The 21,140-nt window shown below is 42.5% G+C and carries 18 protein-coding genes and 1 pseudogene; 2 read left to right on the top strand and 17 right to left on the bottom strand.

What is annotated here, in order from left to right:
- Nucleotides 1–519 precede the first annotated feature (519 nt).
- The 12 genes from leuD to B4U37_RS08630 all read right to left on the bottom strand — a co-directional run bounded on the left by leuD (nt 520) and on the right by B4U37_RS08630 (nt 15,019).
- Nucleotides 520–1,110: a 3-isopropylmalate dehydratase small subunit gene (gene leuD, locus B4U37_RS08685; RefSeq protein ID WP_088017903.1), complete on the bottom strand. Its 591-nt coding sequence runs from the start codon at nt 1,108–1,110 to the stop codon at nt 520–522.
- Entirely contained in the window at nt 1,110–2,531 is a 1,422-nt protein-coding gene (gene leuC / locus B4U37_RS08680) for a 3-isopropylmalate dehydratase large subunit (RefSeq protein ID WP_010192595.1), read from the bottom strand. The genes leuD and leuC overlap by 1 nt, the downstream gene beginning before the upstream one ends.
- 183 nt (nt 2,532–2,714) lie before the next feature.
- Nucleotides 2,715–3,806 (bottom strand): 3-isopropylmalate dehydrogenase, encoded by a 1,092-nt coding sequence (gene leuB / locus B4U37_RS08675; RefSeq protein WP_088017902.1) that lies wholly within the window; start codon nt 3,804–3,806, stop codon nt 2,715–2,717.
- Complete coding sequence (locus B4U37_RS08670; RefSeq protein ID WP_088017901.1) at nt 3,803–5,353, bottom strand: 2-isopropylmalate synthase; 1,551 nt, start codon at nt 5,351–5,353, stop codon at nt 3,803–3,805. Before B4U37_RS08670 ends, leuB begins: the two co-directional genes overlap by 4 nt.
- The gene (ilvC, locus tag B4U37_RS08665) at nt 5,340–6,365 is read right to left on the bottom strand and encodes a ketol-acid reductoisomerase (protein WP_063561348.1); all 1,026 of its coding nucleotides are present in this window, start codon (nt 6,363–6,365) and stop codon (nt 5,340–5,342) included. Before ilvC ends, B4U37_RS08670 begins: the two co-directional genes overlap by 14 nt.
- Nucleotides 6,366–6,564: 199 nt before the next feature.
- Nucleotides 6,565–6,822: an acetolactate synthase small subunit gene (gene ilvN, locus B4U37_RS08660; protein ID WP_010192589.1), complete on the bottom strand. Its 258-nt coding sequence runs from the start codon at nt 6,820–6,822 to the stop codon at nt 6,565–6,567.
- Complete coding sequence (gene ilvB / locus B4U37_RS08655; RefSeq protein ID WP_088017900.1) at nt 6,819–8,534, bottom strand: biosynthetic-type acetolactate synthase large subunit; 1,716 nt, start codon at nt 8,532–8,534, stop codon at nt 6,819–6,821. The genes ilvN and ilvB overlap by 4 nt, the downstream gene beginning before the upstream one ends.
- Nucleotides 8,535–8,562: 28 nt before the next feature.
- The gene (ilvD, locus tag B4U37_RS08650; RefSeq protein ID WP_088017899.1) at nt 8,563–10,230 is read right to left on the bottom strand and encodes a dihydroxy-acid dehydratase; all 1,668 of its coding nucleotides are present in this window, start codon (nt 10,228–10,230) and stop codon (nt 8,563–8,565) included.
- A gap of 81 nt (nt 10,231–10,311) precedes the next feature.
- On the bottom strand, nt 10,312–11,256 hold the full coding sequence (ilvE, locus tag B4U37_RS08645) for a branched-chain-amino-acid transaminase (protein WP_010192582.1): 945 nt from the start codon (nt 11,254–11,256) through the stop codon (nt 10,312–10,314).
- 528 nt (nt 11,257–11,784) lie between these two features.
- Nucleotides 11,785–13,047, bottom strand: coding sequence for a threonine ammonia-lyase IlvA (gene ilvA, locus B4U37_RS08640; RefSeq protein WP_088017898.1), 1,263 nt, complete (start codon nt 13,045–13,047; stop codon nt 11,785–11,787).
- Between the two features lie 118 nt (nt 13,048–13,165).
- Nucleotides 13,166–13,960: a (2Fe-2S)-binding protein gene (locus B4U37_RS08635; RefSeq protein WP_088017897.1), complete on the bottom strand. Its 795-nt coding sequence runs from the start codon at nt 13,958–13,960 to the stop codon at nt 13,166–13,168.
- 60 nt (nt 13,961–14,020) lie between these two features.
- A complete protein-coding gene (locus B4U37_RS08630) occupies nt 14,021–15,019 on the bottom strand; it encodes an ABC transporter substrate-binding protein (protein WP_088017896.1) in 999 nt (332 codons plus the stop codon).
- Nucleotides 15,020–15,252: 233 nt separating this feature from the next.
- On the opposite strand from B4U37_RS08630, the gene B4U37_RS08625 reads away from it, so the two are divergent.
- Together B4U37_RS08625 and B4U37_RS08620 are read left to right on the top strand one after the other, a co-directional pair.
- Nucleotides 15,253–16,098: a patatin-like phospholipase family protein gene (locus B4U37_RS08625; RefSeq protein ID WP_088017895.1), complete on the top strand. Its 846-nt coding sequence runs from the start codon at nt 15,253–15,255 to the stop codon at nt 16,096–16,098.
- A 20-nt stretch (nt 16,099–16,118) separates the two neighbouring features.
- The gene (locus B4U37_RS08620; protein ID WP_088017894.1) at nt 16,119–17,483 is read left to right on the top strand and encodes an MFS transporter; all 1,365 of its coding nucleotides are present in this window, start codon (nt 16,119–16,121) and stop codon (nt 17,481–17,483) included.
- 380 nt (nt 17,484–17,863) lie between these two features.
- Here B4U37_RS08620 and B4U37_RS08615 read toward each other — a convergent pair whose 3' ends face one another.
- The 5 genes and pseudogenes from B4U37_RS08615 to B4U37_RS08595 all read right to left on the bottom strand — a co-directional run bounded on the left by B4U37_RS08615 (nt 17,864) and on the right by B4U37_RS08595 (nt 21,050).
- Entirely contained in the window at nt 17,864–18,241 is a 378-nt protein-coding gene (locus B4U37_RS08615; RefSeq protein ID WP_010192570.1) for a TraR/DksA family transcriptional regulator, read from the bottom strand.
- Nucleotides 18,242–18,308: 67 nt separating this feature from the next.
- A pseudogene (locus tag B4U37_RS08610) lies at nt 18,309–18,536 on the bottom strand (DUF1731 domain-containing protein); the annotation flags it as partial.
- 17 nt (nt 18,537–18,553) lie between these two features.
- On the bottom strand, nt 18,554–19,393 hold the full coding sequence (locus tag B4U37_RS08605) for an STAS domain-containing protein (protein WP_010192565.1): 840 nt from the start codon (nt 19,391–19,393) through the stop codon (nt 18,554–18,556).
- A gap of 84 nt (nt 19,394–19,477) precedes the next feature.
- Complete coding sequence (locus B4U37_RS08600) at nt 19,478–20,356, bottom strand: alpha/beta hydrolase (protein WP_010192564.1); 879 nt, start codon at nt 20,354–20,356, stop codon at nt 19,478–19,480.
- Nucleotides 20,357–20,399: 43 nt separating this feature from the next.
- Entirely contained in the window at nt 20,400–21,050 is a 651-nt protein-coding gene (locus B4U37_RS08595; protein WP_088017892.1) for an RNA polymerase sigma factor, read from the bottom strand.
- Nucleotides 21,051–21,140: the final 90 nt, after the last annotated feature.

Below are 21,140 nucleotides of genomic sequence, written 5' to 3'. Positions count from 1 at the left end.
ACATTTTTTCCTTTTCAGACGAAGCTTCGGGTGTTTAGGTTCTACCTAATATAATAAATTCATAAAAAAAACGGGCATGAAACGCCCAGTCTTATAAACCTTGGTTAATCATCGCTGTTCCTTTCTGCTAATGGCTTCGCTTTCCACGGGGCGACCTTGAGCCTCCTCGGCAAGCCTGCGGGGTCTCAACATTGCCGCTACTCCCCCGTAGGAGTCTTCGCCATTAGCTTCAATCCACAGCTAGAAGTTACTTGTACGATAGGTTACTTTATTTTAAGTTAACTCTTTTAGATTAACCTTTAGCTGAATGAAGTCGCCTTGTTGATTTGAGTGGAAGGCGCGAAGACGCCCGCGGGAGGAAGGGACAGGTGAGACCCCGGAAGGCGAAGCCTGAGGAGGCTCACGGACCGCCCGCAGGCAAGCGAAGCGCCTGGAACGGAAATCAACCGAATTATATACTTTCATATCTTTCAACAAAAAACCACCGCCTTTACTCAAAAGGCGATGGTCTTCACTAATCTAGTAAACTCTTCTTGTTTGCTCATATTCATAAATCTCATCTGTATACATTTCCGTCAGGCCGATATCGTCCAGTCCTTTTAACAGCATCTGCTTTCGATACTCATCTGCCTCAAAATGATACTTCATTTCATTTTTAACACAAACCTCTTGTAACTCAAGATCTACCTCTAGTTCAAGAACGTTTTTAGATGCTTTTTCAAAAAGCTCCTCCACCTCTGCTTCTTTTAATACAACCGGCAGAATTCCATTTTTAAAGCAGTTGTTATAAAAGATATCTGCAAAAGATGGTGCAATGACCACTTTGATTCCATAATCCTTCAGTGCCCATGGTGCGTGTTCACGAGAGGAACCACAACCAAAATTCTTTCGAGCCAGGAGAATGGAAGCACCTTCAAATTTCGGATCGTTCATGACAAAGGTGTCATTCTTTTCCCCATTTGCTTCAAAACGCCAATCATAAAAGAGAAATTGACCGAACCCTGTTCGTTCGATTCGCTTCAGAAATTGTTTCGGAATTATTTGATCAGTATCGACGTTGGCCTTATCTAAAGGGATTACTTTTCCGATATGATTGATGAGTGCTTCCATTAGACGACCTCCTCTTTTTCATATCGCCATTCATTTACATTGACGAATCTACCGCTAATCGCAGCAGCGGCGGCCATTGCAGGACTGACAAGATGCGTTCTGGCCCCTCTTCCTTGTCGGCCTTCAAAGTTTCTGTTGGAGGTGGAAGCACATCTTTTCCCTGCTGGGACAACATCCGGGTTCATGCTGAGACACATGCTGCAACCGGCCTCTCTCCATTCAAATCCTGCCTCTAAAAACACTTCATGAAGGCCTTCTTCTTCCGCCTGTTTTTTCACTTGTTTGGAACCTGGCACGACAAGCGCGGTTACTTGCGGTGAAACGGACCTTCCTTTTACCACTTCAGCTGCTTTTCGTAAATCCTCAATACGTGAATTGGTACAGGATCCGATAAATACATAATCAATGGCGATTTCGGAAATCTTCATACCAGGGGTCAGACCCATATAGTCGATTGCTTGAGCGACAGATTTTCTTTCCCCTTCATTTTCAATGGTTGCTGGGTCCGGAACCTTCCCGCTGATACTTGTACCCATGGATGGATTTGTTCCCCATGTGACTTGCGGTTCGAGATTAGTAATGTCAAATTGGATTTCTTTATCATAAACCGCACCTTCATCTGAACGAAGCGAGTACCAATCCACTTCCGCCTTGTCGCGTTCCTCTCCGACAGGAGCATATTTCCTCCCTTTTAAATAGGAGAATGTCGTTTCATCCGGTGCCACAAGTCCAGCGCGGGCACCAGCTTCAATGGCCATATTACAGATGGTCATGCGTTCTTCCATGGACATCTCTTCAATCACTTTTCCGGTAAATTCAAGCACATAACCGGTACCAAAATCTGTACCGTACTTTGCAATCACTGCTAAGATGAGATCTTTTGCAGAGACTCCCAGTGGTCTGAGACCGGTAAAATCAATCTTTAATGTTTTCGGTTTTGATTGCCACAAGCATTGTGTGGCAAGGACATGCTCAACTTCGCTTGTACCAATTCCAAATGCCAAAGCACCAAAAGCTCCATGGGTGGAGGTATGGCTGTCACCGCAAACGATTGTTTTTCCTGGTAATGTTAAGCCTAGTTCAGGTCCGATTACATGGACAATACCTTGTTCTGCACTGTGAAGGTCTGCGAGTCTAATTCCAAACTCTTTGCAGTTTGCTTCTAGTGTGGTCATTTGTTTGGAGGCAATTTCGTCTGTCACATGGTATGGGTTGATGGTTGGGACATTGTGGTCCATGGTTGCGAATGTTAGGTCTGGTTGTCTTACTTTTCTTCCTGATAGACGTAGTCCCTCGAATGCTTGAGGAGAGGTGACTTCGTGCACCAAGTGGAGGTCAATGTACAACAGGCTTGGTTTGCTTTCCTCTTTTACTACTGTATGACGATCCCAGATTTTCTCGAATAGTGTTCTTGGCTGCATGTCACTCACCTTCCGAAATTTTAATTTTCCTACTTAACACCGCTGTCGATTTCCGCACTGGGCTTCGCTTTCCGCGGGGCGTGTGCTTGAGCCTCCTCACTTCGTTGCGGGGTCTCAAGCTACCGCTACCTCCCGCCGGAGTCTTCGCCCATTGCTCCAATCGACAGCTAGGTTAATTAGTTATCAGCTCTTAATTGGTGATCTCAGGTAGCTTCTTACGACTTCTCCCATTTGGGCGGTGCCGAGGAGGCGTTCCCATTCTGAGCCGATGTCTTGGGTGCGGTAGCCTTCTTCTAGTGCGAGGTCTACAGCTCGTTCGACAGAGGCCGCTTCTTCTTCTAAGCCTAGGGAGTGCCTTAGAAGCATAGCGGCTGACAGGATGGTAGCTAATGGATTGGCTACATTCTTGCCGGCAATATCAGGAGCAGAACCGTGGATAGGTTCGTATAGGCCTGGACCGCCTACCCCGAGACTTGCTGACGGCAACATCCCGAGTGAGCCTGTCAGCATAGAAGCTTCATCACTTAAAATGTCTCCAAACATATTTTCAGTCACGATTACGTCAAATTGTCTTGGGTTTCTGACTAATTGCATGGCCGCATTGTCCACTAGCATGTGATCTAATTGGACATCTGGGTATTCTTTCGCGACCCGGTTGGCCGTTTCCCTCCAAAGCCTGCTGCTTTCTAATACATTAGCCTTGTCAACAGAGGTAAGTTTTTTCTTCCTTCCTTGCGCGACATCAAAACCTTTTCGGATGATACGTTCCATTTCTTTTTCTGTATAGTGAAGCGTGTCTATTACCTCTAGCCCATCCCTTCCTTGTCTTCTTTCACGTGGAGAGCCAAAATAAATGCCGCCTGTCAGTTCCCTGACTATTAAAATATCAGTATCTAGAACTACTTCTCTTTTTAGTGGAGATGCATGGATAAGTGATTCAAACAAGGTGACAGGACGAAGGTTCGCGTAAAGCTTCAAGGCCTTGCGAATCCCGAGCAATCCAGCTTCCGGCCTTCTTTCAGGGGTTTCTTGATCCCATTTTGGTCCGCCAACCGCTCCTAAAAGGACCGCGTGGCTGTTTTTACATAATTCCACCGTCTCTTGTGGAAGAGGAGTTCCTGTCTCATCGACAGCAACTCCCCCTACCTTGCCATAGTTAAATGTAAATGTATGTTGAAAATTCTTGGCCACCTGCTCTAATATAAGGAGCGCTTCCCTTACCACTTCCGGGCCGATACCGTCACCAGGCAGGACACTAATGGTAAACTGGCTCATCCTACCTCCACCCCTTTTGCTGAGTATCTTGAAAATTTTTCTTTTATCGATAAGCGATTGACTGCATCCAGATAAGCTTTTGCAGAAGCTTCTAACACATCATGCTCTATTCCTCTACCGCTTGAAACTTCACCTTCGCAGTTTATTTTCACATACACCTCTGCAAGCGCATCACTACCATTTGTCGTAGATTGAATGCGATAGTCAAGCAACGATATTTCTTTTTGCAGGATTCTAGAAATGGTATTGTATACAGATTCGACGCTGCCTTTACCTGTAGCGGATTCTTGTAGTACTTCTCCGTCCTCCGTTTTAATGGCAATGGTTGTTGTCGGAATAATATTGGAACCATATGAGATTTGTAGGGTTTCCATTCGGTAATGCGGGAAAAGTCCCTTCACGGAAGAATCCATCATCAAGGCAAAAATATCGTCCTCGGTAACTTCTTTCTTTTTCACTGTAAGATCTTTGAATGCTTTAAACAGCTTTTTTCCTTCTTCTTCACTTAAAAATAATCCAAGTTCCTCGCATCGTTGCTTGAAGGCATGACTGCCGGAGTGCTTGCCAAGGACCATTTTATTGGAGTGTAAACCGACCATCTCTGGATTGATCACTTCATAGGTACTCTTGTTTTTCAGCACCCCATCCTGGTGGATTCCTGATTCATGTGCAAAGGCGTTGGCCCCAACAACCGCTTTATTTTGTGGAACAATCATGCCGGTCAGTTTGCTGACAAGATTGCTTGTTCTGACCGTTTGTTTTAAATCAATATTCGTTTCCACCTCGTACACGTCTTTTCTTATTTGAAGGGCAACGATAATTTCTTCCAAGGAAGCATTTCCTGCACGTTCGCCGATTCCATTGATGGTTCCCTCAATCTGATCGACCCCGCTTTGGATGGCTGCGAGTGAGTTGGAAACGGCCATTCCAAGGTCATCATGGCAATGGGCTGAGAGTTTTACTTTATGGATATTCGGCACATGTTCGCGAATATATGTGATTAGTTGAGCATATTCAAGGGGAGTCGTGTATCCTACCGTATCAGGAAGGTTGATGACATTTGCTCCGGCATCAATGACCTTTTCAATAATATGAGCTAAGAACGGCCATTCGCTTCTTGTTGCGTCTTCAGCAGACCATTGCACATGGTCGAAATATTGTTTTGCATATTCGACTGCCTGAACAGCTGCCTCCACTACTTCTTTCGGCTTTTTCTTTAACTTATACTCCATATGAATGGGGGAGGTTGCCAAGAATACGTGAACGCCATTCTTTTTAGCATCCTTCACCGCTTCATAGACGGCATCAATATCTGATTTTACGGAACGGGCGAGACCTACCACTCTTGACTTTTTGATGGTTCTGGCTATTTGCTGGACTGCTTGGAAGTCCCCGTAGGAGGAAGCAGGAAACCCTGCCTCCATGACATCTACACCGTATTTTTCTAACTGGATGGCTATTTCTAATTTCTCGTGGGGGTGAAGATTCACTCCGGCTGACTGTTCACCGTCTCTTAGGGTTGTATCAAATATGTCAACCTTTCGCACTGCCAACGACTCCTTTCTTCTTCGATTGGATGAATGGCATTTTCGCGCGGAGCTCCCTTCCTACCACTTCGAGTGGGTGATGTTTTTCTTGTTCATTGATGGAGTGGAACATTGGGCGGTTTGCCTGGTTTTCAAGCACCCATCCTTTTGCGAATTGACCGGATTGGATTTCCGAAAGGATTTTTCTCATTTCATCCTTTGTTCCGTCGTTTACCACTCGTGGTCCTGCGGTAAAATCACCCCACTGAGCAGTGTCTGAGATAGAGTAGCGCATTCCCTCTAATCCATTTTCATATAAAAGATCTACGATAAGTTTAAGTTCATGTAAACACTCGAAGTAAGCAACTTCCGGTTGGTAACCTGCTTCCACCAACGTTTCAAATCCTGCTTTTACTAGAGCAGTTGTTCCACCGCACAGTACTGCTTGTTCTCCGAATAAATCTGTTTCTGTTTCTTCTTTAAATGTGGTTTCCATCACTGCTGCTCTTCCTGCACCTACCGCTTTACTATAGGCCAATGCAACTTCTTTTGCTTCCCCTGATGCATTTTGATGGACGGCAAAGAGTGCAGGTACCCCGCCACCTTCTTCATATACACGTCTCACTAAGTGGCCAGGCCCTTTTGGTGCGACTAAGAATACATCCACGTCTTTTGGAGGGACTACCTGATGGAAATGGACATTGAACCCGTGGGCAAATGCCAATGCTTTCCCTTCTGTTAGATGTGGTTCGATTTCTTGTTTGTATACTTCGGGCTGCCTTTCGTCAGGTAGCAATACCATTACAACGTCTGCCTGGGCAACTGCTTCTCCCACGGAGTATACTTGGAATCCGTCTTCTTTTGCTTTTTCCCAGGATCCGCCGGGTCGAACACCTACTACTACTTCTACTCCGCTGTCACGTAGATTTTGTGCGTGGGCATGGCCTTGTGATCCATATCCTACTACTGCTACCTTTTTGCCGTTTAGTGCTGCTTGGGAGATGTCGTCGTTATAATACATGTGTGCTGCCATTTGAAATTCCTCCTTGAAAATATCAGTATTTGAATGAACTCCCGATGACCTTCGTTTCAGGTGTTCGCTTTCCGCGGGCCGGTGCTTGAGCCTCCTCACAACGCTTCAGGGGTCTCAACCTACCGTTATCCCCCGCAGGAGTCTCACACCTTGCACTCCAGTCAACGGGTAAAACCACTTTATTATTAAGAATATTCCGTTAATTTGTTAGAGCGATTTGCTCGGAGATGTCGGTGATTTGGATGACGTCGATTTGTTTGTCTAGTTGGAGCTTTATTTTTTCCACTTCTTGTTCCTCGACCACGTTAACGACGATGGTCATGAGGGAAATGGAAGATTCGTTGACAGGCGCTACTGCCAGGCTTTCAATGTTTAATCCCTTTCGCAAAAACAGATTGGTCAATCGGTTCAAAACTCCAAGCTGGTTGTTTACTAGGAGCGACAATGTTCGCTTCATGGCTTCACACCTTCCATTTGTTGAATTCCTTTTCCGGGAGCTATCATCGGATACACATTTTCCGTTGGAGTCACCCGGCAATCTAATAAATATGGCTCATCTGTAGCAAGTGCTTCGGCAAATGCCGTGCGGAACTCTACTTCACTATGAACAACCGCAGCCTTGATTCCAAAAGCATCGGACAGTTTAACGTAATCCGGTTGGTTTGGCAGTAAGGATTCTGAGTATCTTTCTTTATAAAAGAGCTGTTGCCATTGTCGGACCATTCCCATAGATTGATTGTTTACGAGTACAACTTTTACCGGAAGTTTATATTCTTTCAGGACAGCCAGTTCCTGCAGTGTCATTTGGAAACCAGCATCCCCAAGTACTGCTACAACTGTAGAAGGTCGTTCTGCCACCTGCGCGCCGATTGCTGCTGGTAAACCGAAACCCATCGTTCCGAGTCCTCCGGAGGTAACCCAGCGATCCGGTTTTTGAAATCCATGAAATTGCGCTGCCCACATTTGATGCTGCCCAACGTCTGTCGTGACAATCGCTTCTCCTTTTGTTAGTTCATGAACAAGTTCTACAAGCTTTTGAGGTTTGAAGGTTTCTCCATCTTCTACATACCATAGCGGATAATCTTCTTTAGATTGAAGGAGTTGTTCGAGCCAACTACTTGTATCCGCCGTTTCTGGTAACTCTTTTAATAGTAATTGAAGGGACTTTGCTGCATCCCCGGCTACTGGATAATCCGTCGGAACATTTTTGCCGATTTCGGATGGATCAATATCAAAATGTACCACTTTTGCAAACTTAGCGAATTCTTGCAGGTTTCCTGTCAACCTGTCATCAAACCTTGCTCCGATATTAATGATTAAATCTGCTTCATACAGGGCCATATTGGCCGTATATGTTCCGTGCATCCCAGCCATTCCAAGAAATAGAGGGTGGTCTGCTGGAAAGCTGCCAAGTCCAAGTAATGTACTGGCTACTGGAATTGTCGTTTTTGCAACCAGTTCCTTCAATTCATTAGTTGCTTTACTGTGGAGAACGCCTGCGCCAGCTAAAATGACGGGCTTTTCCGCTTTCTTTAAGGCCTGTGCTACTTTTTTTACTGCCTGTGGATCAGGTTCAGTCTGTAACTTGTACCCAGGCAGGTGCACTGCTTTTGAATAGTCGTAAATCCCTGAAGTAGCCGTGATGTCTTTTGGTATGTCAATCAATACCGGTCCCGGCCTACCTGTAGATGCAATATGGAACGCTTCTTTAAAAATTCTTGGAAGCTCTTTGACATCCTGGACCTGAAAATTATGTTTGGTGATAGGCATCGAAATTCCTAAGATTGGTGCCTCTTGAAAAGCATCTGATCCAAGTACTTGTGAATTGACTTGCCCTGTGATGACTACAAGAGGGAGGGAATCTATCATAGCATCTGCAAGTCCTGTGACGATATTGGTGGCACCAGGACCAGAAGTGGCAATGACCACCCCAGGTCTCCCTGTAACCCTTGCGTACCCTTCCGCTGCATGGATGGCACCTTGTTCATGCCTTGTTAAAAGATGTGGAATACCACCGTCATATAGTGCGTCGTAAATGTTTAGTACAGCGCCACCTGGATAGCCGAAAATCACTTCCACTTTCTCTTCTTTTAAGGCTTCGACAATCATCCGTGAACCTGTCAGCAACTTCTGCGCCACCTTTGTTCCGCTCTCTTCCACTGTACTCATTCGTTCTCCACCTCCTTATTTTTAAAACTTATACTTTTAAGATTCCACCAGTATTGGCTGAAGTCACAAGTGCTGCATATCTTGCAAGGTACCCGCTTTTCACTTTACATTCTGGTTGTTTCCAGTCTTGCTTTCTTGCTTCTAACTCTTCACTCTCTACTAATAGATGAATGGAGCGTTTTTCCAAATCAATTTGGATGATGTCTCCGTTTTCCACGAATGCAATTGGTCCGCCTTCTGCCGCTTCCGGGGAGATATGTCCAATGGAGATACCTCTTGATGCACCAGAAAATCTTCCATCTGTGATAAGTGCCACTTTTGTAGATAATCCTCGACCTGCAATCGAGGATGTCGGTGCAAGCATCTCCGGCATTCCCGGTCCCCCTTTTGGCCCTTCATACCTGATTACCACAACATGCCCTTCACGAACTTGCCCACTATTTATTCCTTCTTGGGCTTCTTCTTGTGATTCGAAAACTATCGCGTCTCCTGTAAAGGTCTTAATAGACGGATCTACCGCTCCTACCTTAATGACTCCTCCGTTTGGCGCGAGATTACCAAACAGGATGCTTAGTCCTCCAACAGGACTGTATGGGTTATCTTTCTTTCGGATTACTTGGTCGTTTACGATTTGTGCATGATCTACCACTTCCTTGATGGTTTGACCGGAAATGGTGATTCTTTCTGGATGGATAGCTCCTTCCATTTGACAAAGCTCCTTGATGATAGCACTTACTCCTCCAGCCTCATGTACATCTTCCATGGAATAGTCTGATGCAGGGCTAACTTTGCAAAGATAAGGTACTCTTTCGGCAATCTTATTGATGTCTTCAAGTTTATATTCAATTCCAGCTTCGTGTGCGATGGCAAGTGTATGTAGGACGGTATTGGTCGATCCGCCCATTGCCATATCCAGTGCAAAAGCGTCGTCGATTGCTTCTTTTGTGATGATATCCCTCGGTCTTACATCTTCTTCAATTTGTCGCATGAGATGCTTGGCTGCATCTTTGATCAGTTGATGTCTTCCGTCTGATGTTGCCACCATGGTACCGTTACCAGGTAGGGCTACTCCGAGCATTTCCATCAGTGTATTCATAGAGTTTGCCGTAAACATCCCTGAGCAGGAACCGCATGTTGGACACGCACTAGATTCAATTTCTAGCAGCTCTTCACGGGACATTTTTCCGGATAGGACGCTTCCTACTCCTTCGAAGACGGATACAAGTGATAATGGTTTTCCATCCTTCGTTCTACCTGCTTCCATCGGTCCGCCTGATACAAAAACAGCAGGTACGTTGGTTCTAGCCGCTGCCATCAGCATGCCTGGTGTGATTTTGTCACAATTGGGGATGTAAAAGACGCCATCAAACCAGTGGGCGTTGATTACTGTTTCTGCTGAGTCTGCAATCAGCTCTCTACTTGGTAAGGAATAGCGCATTCCAATATGCCCCATCGCAATTCCATCATCCACTCCGATTGTATTAAATTCGAAAGGAACTCCCCCAGCTTCCCTGATTGCTTCCTTTACCACTTCAGCGAACTTATTTAAATGCATATGCCCAGGGATGATATCCACATAAGAGTTACAGACACCAATGAACGGCTTATCCATATCCTCCGCCTTAACGCCCGCTGCATGCAACAAACTTCTATGTGGTGCTCTATCGATACCTCTCTTGATCGTATTACTTCTCATCAGCTGCTTCACTCCTTTGAGAGGGGTCAGACCCCTCTTTATTGCTTTAATGCAGTGAGGGTCAGACCCCTCTTTATCTTTTTAATGATTCAACGCTTCACCCAACAACACTCCGCCGTTGATTTCCCAGCCTACTTGGGTTTCTTCTGGATAGACTTTGTGGCCGTCTTCTACGACAAGTTGGCGGAAGCGGTTTAGGATTTTGTGGGTTTCTTTTCCTGGTTTTCCGTCTGCGATTTTTCTGCCGTCCAAACTGATGACCGGGATTACTTCAGCCGCGGTTCCTGTTAAGAACACTTCGTCCGCTACATATACATCGTGCCTAGTAAACGGTTCTTCTCGAACGTCATAGCCCATTTCATTAGCGAGATCGATGATGGCATTTCGCGTGATGCCTTCGAGTGCCCCAACATAGCTTGGCGGCGTTAATAGTTTGTTGCCCTTTAGAATAAAGATGTTCTGCCCCGATCCTTCTGCTACATAACCTTCTGTGTTAAGTGTTAGTGCTTCATTGGCACCCGCCATATTTGCTTCTGCTTTTACCATGATGTTGTTTAAATAGTTTAGTGATTTAACTTTCGGACTTAAGATATCCGGACGGTTTCTACGGGTAGGAACGGTTACCATTGTAATTCCTACGTCGTACAGTTCTTTTGGGAATAATGCCAGTTGCTCAGCAATGACAATTAGATTTGGAGTTTTGCATTTTGTGGGATCTAAACCGAGATCGCCGACTCCTCTTGATAGGACTAGTCGAATATAGGCCGTATCATGCAATTTGTTCTTTCTGAGAGTCTCAACGATAATATCTTCCAGTTCAGACATAGTATAGGGGACGTCCAATAATACAGACCTTGCAGAATCGTACAATCTTTCAAGATGTTCGCGAAGACGGAATACATTTCCGTTATACATTCGGATTCCTTCAAATACGCCATCGCCATATAGGAATCCATGATCATATACAGATACAACTGCCTTTTCTTTTTCTACTAGCTGACCATTCATATAGATGTATCTACACATAGCTAATCTCCTCTTTTCACTTTTTATTGTTTGAATATTCTGACATATAACAGTTTAAAAGTTGCCCCTTGGTCAGGTTGAATAAACGTCAAGCGTTCATCAGAACCTATCCGTAGAGGCTTTTTTCCTCGCGGTGTACACCATCTGTCAAGATCGTGCTGGTATCGCTCGGACCAGACATGATTGGAAAATTGGGATGAGAATGCAAGTTATTTCTTTCTTGCACTACCACTTTACTTTCCTGAAATCACCGGAACCCTAGACACCCTTCTGATATGTGAAATGTTATTTCATTTATCAATGTTTCTTTGAGTTGATGTTATTTTAATACCGTCTATACAGGCAGTCAACACCTAATTTCAGATAATTCTAATTTTACTGATAATATTAAAACGCTTTCATTTTCGCCCTGTAAACAAAGAAAACGCTTACAAATGTTTGTTAAATTTTTTTACATACCCTTCTTTTTTTCTCTCAAAACATAAAAAAAGAACGGGTTATCCCGCTCTTTTTCTAGACAAACTATAATTATATTAATAAATTAAACAGCTGCTTATCTTTGTTAATCTCGATATAGGTGAAGCCTTTCTTTTCCATTCGTTCAATAATGGCAAAATAATCGTCAGGCTTTCGTAATTCGACGCCAACCAACACCGGCCCCTTATCTCTGTTATTTTTCTTGGTGTATTCAAAACGTGTAATATCGTCTGTCTCTCCCAAGACATCTTCCATAAATTCTCGCAATGCCCCTGCACGTTGTGGGAAATTCACAATGAAATAATGTTTAAGCCCTTCATAGATTAGAGACCTTTCTTTCATTTCCTGCATGCGGTCCAAATCATTGTTGCCCCCGCTCACAATACAGACTACTGTCTTCCCGGCAATCTCATCCTTGTAAAAATCAAGAGCTGCAATAGACAATGCCCCCGCAGGCTCGGCAATTATGGCGTTTTCGTTGTAAAGATTCAGGATGGTGGTACACACTTTCCCTTCTGGTACCAATACCACATCATCAGCAAGGTCTTTTGTCAGCTCAAAAGGCAGTTTTCCCACCTGCTTTACAGCCGCTCCATCTACAAAGCTATCAATCTCATTCAATCGCACCACTTCATTTTGAGCCAATGATTGCTTCATACCTGGAGCACCGAATGGTTCCACACCAATCAATTTTGTATTAGGGCGCTTGTCTTTCAGATAGGATCCCACACCTGAGATCAGTCCCCCACCACCAATACTCATAAACACATGGGAACATTCCTCTTGCAACTGTTCAGAAATCTCCAAACCTACAGTGGCTTGACCGGTAATCGTTAACCGATCGTCAAAAGGGTGGATAAACTTCATCCCTTCCATTTCACAAACTTCCATCGCCTTCTGATAAGAATCATCGTACGTGTCACCTGTAAGAACCACTTCGGTAAACTCTCCACCAAAAAACTCTACGCGTGACACTTTTTGTCTTGGTGTAGTAGTTGGCATAAAAATCTTCCCTTTTATACCGAGCTTTTTGCACGCAAAGGCAACTCCTTGGGCATGGTTACCTGCACTCGCACAGACTACCCCTTTTGCTCGTTGCTGCTCTGTTAAACTATGGACCGAATAGTAGGCTCCCCTAATCTTAAAGGATCTTACCACCTGTTGATCTTCCCGTTTCAAGTACACTTTACAGTTATATCGTTCTGATAGAATGGTATCCAACTGAAGCGGGGTTCTGACAACCACATCCTTCAGCACCTCATAGGCATGCTCTACTTCTTTTGTAGTCACTCTTGTTTGTAATGCTCTTGCCAATGTTACCGCTCCTTTCTTTTCGCAAAAAAACGAATATTGTGAATTATTGTACAACACCTTGTTTTAAAAAGTCACGATGAAATTTTCGCGGGAACACTAAAAAAAGCATTCGACATCTTTAACTTGTTGTCGATTGCTCTGCTAACACTTTATTAAATTTCTCTTGCCGTTCCGACTTTTTCATTTTCGGACAGGTAAAACATAAGTGACCGCCCTCTGTTTGATAAGCCAGACAACATGAAGGCTTTAACGGCATCGGGTCATTCAAATCCCAAGGGTTATCAATAAATATTAATTCTTTTGCATATGGATGTTTTGCGCTCCCCACTCCCATGCAAGAGGCTGGAGTTACTTTTTTAAACATCTCTACGTTTTCTTCGAATTGCATAACATAGTGCTTAGGCAGATTTGAATGTTTCATGCGATCTGTAATCCAATAGAGGCTATGTGTCGCCTGATACCACATATGTAAAAGGTGGTTGTTCGTTGACATAGTTTGCATCTGTATAAAAGCGGGCTTCATGTTTTGCTCATAAAATTCCTCTACCCACACTTTCTCTCTTTCTTTAACTAAGGCTTCAGAATGAACGACAAATGAGATAAGCATCATCCCACGTTGATGTTTATATAGTTGCAATTTAATATTTTCTGAAGTAATCATCCAGTCCACAGAAGACAAAAAATGCATAGCCCCACATAAATATCCAAACCAGCCTGAAAGATACATCACCGTGACATCTTTTGTCGTTGCCTTAATTCCTTCTCCATAAAGTTCTAGAAGTGTTTGTAGAGTTTCAGGATCCCCCAACTCACTTATCCGACATTCCCAGACAACATCCGTTTTCTCTTCTTTCGACACGTAAAAGAAATTCTCCATCTGTTCCCACGTCCACGCCTGTTCTTGAAGTTCCATCTTCTCCCTCCTTCTATAAAAAGAAGGCTGACAGCATATGTCAACCTTCCCTATTCTTCCTTACATTTCTTCCATGTACTTCACAATATCTTCTAATAGAAGATTTGCCGCTTTAATTCCACCAGACAGGTTCCAAATGATTTCATCTACTTTGTACGCAGAATCCGTTTGTGCAACATTTAGCTTTTCATAAAGAGGATGCTGCATCCAAGCTTCTTGCATTTTGGTTCCGCCTTTTTCCTCATCATAGTCGGCATTGAAGTAGAACATAACGTCTCCATCCATGCTGCTCATTTGTTCTTCTGTAATGACTTCCATGAAATTTTCTTTATCTTGTGCTTCTGGGCGTGCAAACCCTAAGTCAGAAAGGATTGTCCCTGCAAATGTATCTTTTTGATATATACGAACCGTTGTTGGCAAGAAACGGACAACCGAAACTTCCATATCCAATTTATCGCTTAACTTCCCTTTTACTTCTTCCACATGTTTGTCATAGTTTGCCATTGCTTCTTTACCTTCTGCCTCTTTGTTCAACGCTTTTGCATATAATTCAAAGTTTTGCTTCCAGTCTCCTGCTAAATCTTCAGAGAATACAGTTGGTGCAATCGCTTCTAATTGTTCAAAGATTTCTTCATGACGGATCTTGTTACCAATAATCAAGTCAGGTTGAAGGCTTGCAATGGTCTCAAGGTTTGGTGCTGTTTCTTCCCCAAGCTCCGTTACCCCTTCCATTTGTTCTTTGATATGAGCATACCATTCAGTCCCTACACCAGGACTAGCAGCACCAACTGGCGTTACGCCAAGTTCCAGTACAGCTTCAGTTCCTTCGTTTGTCAGCACCACAACTTTTTTGGGCGTATCTTCAATCGTTGTTTCCCCCATAGCATGTTGAACCGTGTATTCGGTAGACTCTTCCGTTTTCACTGCGTCATTATCTTTGGAACTGTTTTCACCTGTTCCATTGTTGCTTGCAGTATTGTTTGCTCCGCATCCAGCTAAAATTAATGCCAATATACTGAATGTAAGCAGTAATTGAATAAACCCTTTGTTCTTTCTCATTTCTATCTCCCTTTCTTCTGACTGTCATTCAGTCTATGTAATTGATAATGATTTTCATTATTATTATAGGTCGCATAGACTAGGAAAGCTATGCACTTTTTGAACATTTTGCATGGACTTTTTATCACCCACATTTTTTCAGGCACCGTTTCGGACAAAGGTTGGGGAGGTTTGTTACAATATGCTTTATGAAAAGATTGGAACTTTCAAAGATATGAAAAGAGGGATAGAAGTTGTTAAACAGTGGATTAGTACTTGAAGGCGGGGGTATGCGCGGAGTATATACTGCCGGAATTTTAGAATATTTTATGGAAAAAAACTTATACTTTCCATATGTGATTGGTGTTTCTGCCGGAGCTTGCATGGCAGCTTCTTATCTTTCGAGACAGCCGGGTAGAAACAAAAAGGTCAATATCGACTTTGTTGGAGATCCCAGATACCTTTCCTATCGTAACTTTTGGAAAAAACGCCAGATGTTTGACATGGATTTTTTATTTGATGAAATACCGAATAAACTTGTTCCTTATGACTATGATTCATTCTTAAACAGAACAGAACAGTTTGTAGTCGTAACAACGGATTGTCTGACTGGCGAACCTGTCTACTACAACATGGACCAGCATGGAGAAGATATGCTTCAGCTGATTCGGGCATCAAGCTCTCTGCCTTTTGTTGCGCCAAGTGTTGCCTATCAAGACAAAATGCTATTGGATGGTGGAATCATTGATCCGATCCCATTAAAAAAAGCCCAAAAAGATGGCTTTGAAAAAAATGTTGTGATTTTGACAAAGCCTGTTGGCTACAAAAAGAAAGCAAGCCGGTTCTCTTCCCTGTTCAAATACAAGCAATTTCCGATTATTTCAGAACGTCTTCAGACACGTTACAAGCTATATAATGAAACATTGGACTATGTCGCTGCAGAGAAGGAATCCGGATCCACTTTTGTATTCCAGCCAAGCCAGCCGTTACCTGTAGGCAGAATGGAACGGAAAAAGGAACGCCTTCAAGCCCTTTATGAACTAGGGTATGAAGATGCGAAAAACAACTACAAGGCATTACAAGAATTTTTACAAAACTAAGATAGAAACTGGTGAGACAAATGGCATCACACACCGCCGATTATAAAGACCTAGAACAACCCGTAATAGAAGAAAATAAAATCATCCTTATCTGGAGTGCCACCGTTTGGCTTGTTGTCATGAATACAACCATGTTCAATGTTGCCTTGCCAAGTGTATTGAGCGAGCTGAGCCTATCCTCCTCCACCGCTTCCTGGATTGTATCTGGCTATTCAATCGTTTTCGCGATTTCAACTTTGACCTATAGCAGGTTGTCGGATTTTTTACCGATTAGGAAGTTGCTAAGCATTGGACTTGCCTTGTTAGCCATTTCCTCGATTATCGGATTCTTTTCTCAAGATTTCGTTTGGTTATTAGCCGCAAGACTATTGCAAGCTGCAGGTGCCGGTGCTGTCCCAGGGCTCGCCATGGTATTGGCGGGACGATACATCCCAATATCTAGAAGAGGAAAAGCGATGGCTTTCATCTCTTCTGCCGCCTCTCTTGGATTTGGACTTGGTCCAGTAATCGGGGGACTGATCACCCAATACTTGGGCTGGCATTACCTTTTCGTTGTAACAGGATTCGTTTTATTGCTACTGCCACTATTTCGAAAATTATTGCCTCATGAAGAAACACAAAAAATTAAATTTGACTACCTTGGTGGTCTGTTAATTGGAACTGGTGTAACTGGACTATTACTTTACCTTTCCACTTTTAAGCTTCCAATTTTACTGGTCAGTATTGCTGCACTCTTATGGTTATGGCGTCATATACACAAGGTTTCGACACCTTTCATTCAACCTGCATTGTTAAAAAACAGGCAGTTAGTGAAACTGTTGGGTATTGGATTCGGTGCATTTGTCTCACATTTCTCAGCATTGTTTTTAATGCCGATCATGTTGGCAGTGATTTTCAACAAGGAACCGGCAACCATCGGCTTGCTTATCTTTCCGGGAGCAATCCTTTCCGCCATTGCCGCTCAATTCATCGGCAGGTTTATCGACCGCTTTGGCAATATGCCCCTGATTTTGTTCGGTCAGGTGTTTTTAATTATTTCTACCCTATCATTTGGAATGCTTGGGAATCTTTCTCCTTTTGTGATTTTGGTTACCTATATGTTTATGAGTACAGGATTTTCAGCACTAACCTCAAGCATTTCAAATGAGATATCAAGGATTTTGGATAAATCGGAGCTTGGTGCCGGCATGGGGATTGCCCAGCTAGTCCAATTCTTCGGTGGTGCTTTTGGAGTGGCATTGACTGGGTTGTTGATTGTGTGGCAAGGAGACTTACCAGTGGAGGAGATTTATCGCAATATTTTCCTCGGGGTTACAGGGCTATTGTTACTAACTTCAGTGGTGTTTTATCAGTATAGAAGAAGTAAAGGGAGACAGTCGATTTGACTGTCTTTTTCTATCTCTCCCACCGTGGATTCTTTTGACACCTAATGAAGACCTTTCCGTTATTGTTTTCACGCTAGAGAGGTCCTCATATCACGATGAAGACATCTCTCCCTCCGCTTTCACACTAGTAACGTCCTCATAAGCTCAATGAAGACATCTCCCCCTTCGTTTTCACACTCGTAACGTCCTCATAAGTTCGATGAAGACATCTCCCCCTTCGTTTTCACGCTAGAGAGGTCCTCATGAGCAGTATAAATAGAACTAGTCCCAGTAATTGAATAAGATTCACCAAGGGTTTCCGGTTTCCAATGTTTAAGAATGTATTATCTTGCATTATGAAAAATAAAGCCACCGGTTTTATCCCGGTGGCTCTTTATTCATTATCTTTCCCCTTTATCAAATTTCTCCTGTGCTTGCGCTGTCCGTTTTGCATATGGCAATGCCTCAAGACGCTCGTATGGAATCTCTTCCCCTGTATCGACACAAGTACCATATGTTCCTTCTTCTATTCTAGCTAATGCTTCTTCAATTTCACCTAGCAATTTCTCATCAATCTGCTCAAAGGTTTGTTCCTGTTCTCGCTCCACTCTCTCCGCGTTGCCTTCCGCCAAGTGGTTCCCAATTCCAGTCGTGATTTCTCCTGTAGACTCGCGCAAGGATTCGTCCAATATACTGCTTTCTTGCTTTTTCTCTATACTTTCTTTCATCTTTTCCAGTTTGGTTTGAAGTGTTTTCTGCTTTTCTTTTGTTAATGTCATTTCTATCTACTCCCTTCATCTAGTGAAGGTATACCCTCAGAGGCACGGAATAAAACAAATCAATATTCTAGGATAAAATGTCTGCTAGGGCTTCATCTATCTTAGGATACTTGAATTGATAGCCTTCTTTTTCCAACCTTTCGGGAATGACCCACCTGCTTTTCAGGATTAACTCTGTTTCCGTCCTAATAACGACAGCGCCGACCTCGAGCATCCATCTTGGGGATGGCAACCCAATCTTTCTATTAATTTTCTCTCTCATCTCAGCCATAAATTTCTTGTTAGAGATAGGATGTATTTCAAATTCTATTTTTACGTAACTCCCCATTTCTCCAGTGCTTTTTGAAGAGTAGAGTAAATAGTTATATGGGAGAAATCAAGTCCAAGATGGATGGCTGTCTGTGCTACTTCAGGACGAACACCTGTAATAATGCTTTTCACTCCAATGAGCTCTAAAGTGGTGACTGCGATAAATAACTGATTGGCTACCATAGTGTCCACAATAGGTACACCAGATAAATCGATGACAAGACACTCTACATTCTTTTCCTGACACTGTTTAAGGCTTGTCTCTGTAATAATTTTCGCTCTTTGTGTATCAATGCTTCCTATCAAGGGTAGTACACTGATTTCACTCGTCAATTTTATAATTGGTGAGCTTAACTCTGATATCATTTCTTGTTGTGCCAAGAGTGTCGATCGGTGATAAGCAGTATAGGTTGCCACAAATTCCTCGATAACGTTGTCAAACGCATAATGGAAAAGATTAGACCAGGTTAACAGTTTCTCAGCCGTGATAGAGTTGGTAGGTTCTGATGCAAATTCATTAATTTTATTCCAGTAAATCTGACGAAACACTTTAAACTGAGGAATGATTTCATTTAATTCTGTTTGGGTGGAAACTCTATCTTTCGCAACTTCAGAAGCCCATTTTTTAATAGCATCGTAGTTTGATTCCGTATCAGGGTTGATAAAAATATGAGCAATTGTTGTAATGAACTTCTTATTTTGCACACGTAATTTCTCACCAATAGTAGGAACAGTACTCGAATAAATACTACTTTCCTTCGCTTTTTTAGCCTGGAACCAAGCGTTAGTCAAGGAATCCGTATTATTTACAATAAAATCATGTAATGCCATGTTCTTTTCCATATAAAGCCCCTTAACTTTTTTTATTTTAGTATATTATAACGGTTATAAATATAAAGAGCACTATTTCCTGATGTAATCTACTTGTTAAGATTCTACTACTTCTTTGATTTTCCTTGCGATCAACGTCCAAGCCTCTTCCGCTCTTTCTTTTGGGCCTAGATGGGTAAACGCATGGAAACAGTCTTTAAATAGTTCATAGTGAACGTCTACCCCTGCTGCTTTTAATTTCTCAGCATAACATTTAGCCTCAGGTTTAAATGCGTCATACTCTGCATTAAGAATAAGCGCAGGAGCTAAGCGGTCACTAACCTTAGCTAGAACAGGGGATGCAAGTGGATGGCCAGCGTGTTCTTTTTCAGCTAAATAACACATGTTAATAAAATTTGCTACTTGAGGATATCGAGAACGCCACTTATCTGGTTCTGGTTTATCTGCATGAGGAGTGACAAAATCCAGCATAGGGCAAGACAACACTTGGAGAAGTGGCTGATTTTCCCCTTTCTCTTCCAGGTATAGGCATAGGGCGGCTGCGATATTTGCACCTGAACTCTGTCCGCCAAGCATTATTCTCTCCACATCAATATTCAATTCATTTGCCCTACTTTTCAGCCATTGAATTAACTCATAGCCCTGTTCAATAGGTTTAGGAAAACGATGTTCTGGTGCTTTCACATAATCAACATTAACGACCACACATTCTGCCTGATTGGATAAAAAGCGACAATAGGGGTCATCCATCTCCTTCTCATTCATGATAAACGCGCCACCATGGAAGTTTATGTAGACAGGGTGCTTCTTCTGGTTAGTTTTCATGGGGTAGTATAAAGAAATAGGAGTGCGTTTTACAGATGTTTCAATTAACATATCTTTTTTCATTTTTACATTTTGCAGAGGAATCATTGGTGTTTTTAATGCTTTATTAGGTAAGAGGCGTAGTGATTTTGCAACAACAGACTTGAACATCAGCGTACCTCACTTTCGTAATCAATAAAACTAGGTTAAATGATTAAGATACAATCTCTAAAATATTTCCATCGGGATCTATAACATGGAATACTGAATGAAGTGAACTTCTTTTCACTTGAAAGTTTTGTGATTCTAACAGTCGATAATAATAGAATATCTCTTTAGGTTTAGATTCTCGTATTGATTTTGAAAGCGCCATAAAAATTTGTTGATTCGAGATTAGCATTCCCTTTTCCATATCAGTTGCATTTGTTAATTTTAGTTTCTTTCTAGAACGATGAAGTGCTGTTTTTATTGACTCATCACTTACTCTTAACATGGACGCAATTTCTTTTGAAGTGTATCCGAATACATCCTTTAAGGTAATAAGCATAGATTGCTTTAAAGGCAAACTTGTAAATAAAATTTCAATTAGACCGTAATAATCGATAAAATCGAACTCTTTTCCCATTAATTCTTCATTAAAATGAATGTTTTCTCTATACTTTCTTTTCTCGTCGATAAACTTATTTTTAGCCACCGTACATAAAAAAGCAAATGTAAACTCCCTACTAGGTTCGGTCTTTTTAATTTTATACACCTTTAGAAACGTTTCTTGTACTAAATCCTCAGCTGTCCAAGGTGAACCTGACAGTTTTAAGCAATACTTATAAAGTTTATTAATCTCATACTCTATATCTTCTAGAAACATGTTTTAGCACCTTTTCGTTTATTTTTATTTTTCATGTAACTTTTACATTATAATTAACGTTAATAGTAAGAATTTATTTGGAGGAGGAAG

Source organism: Sutcliffiella horikoshii (assembly GCF_002157855.1).
GTDB classification, from domain to species: domain Bacteria; phylum Bacillota; class Bacilli; order Bacillales; family Bacillaceae_I; genus Sutcliffiella_A; species Sutcliffiella_A horikoshii_C.
Note: the sequence above shows the minus strand (reverse complement) of the source record. Positions and strands in the feature narration are given on the sequence as shown.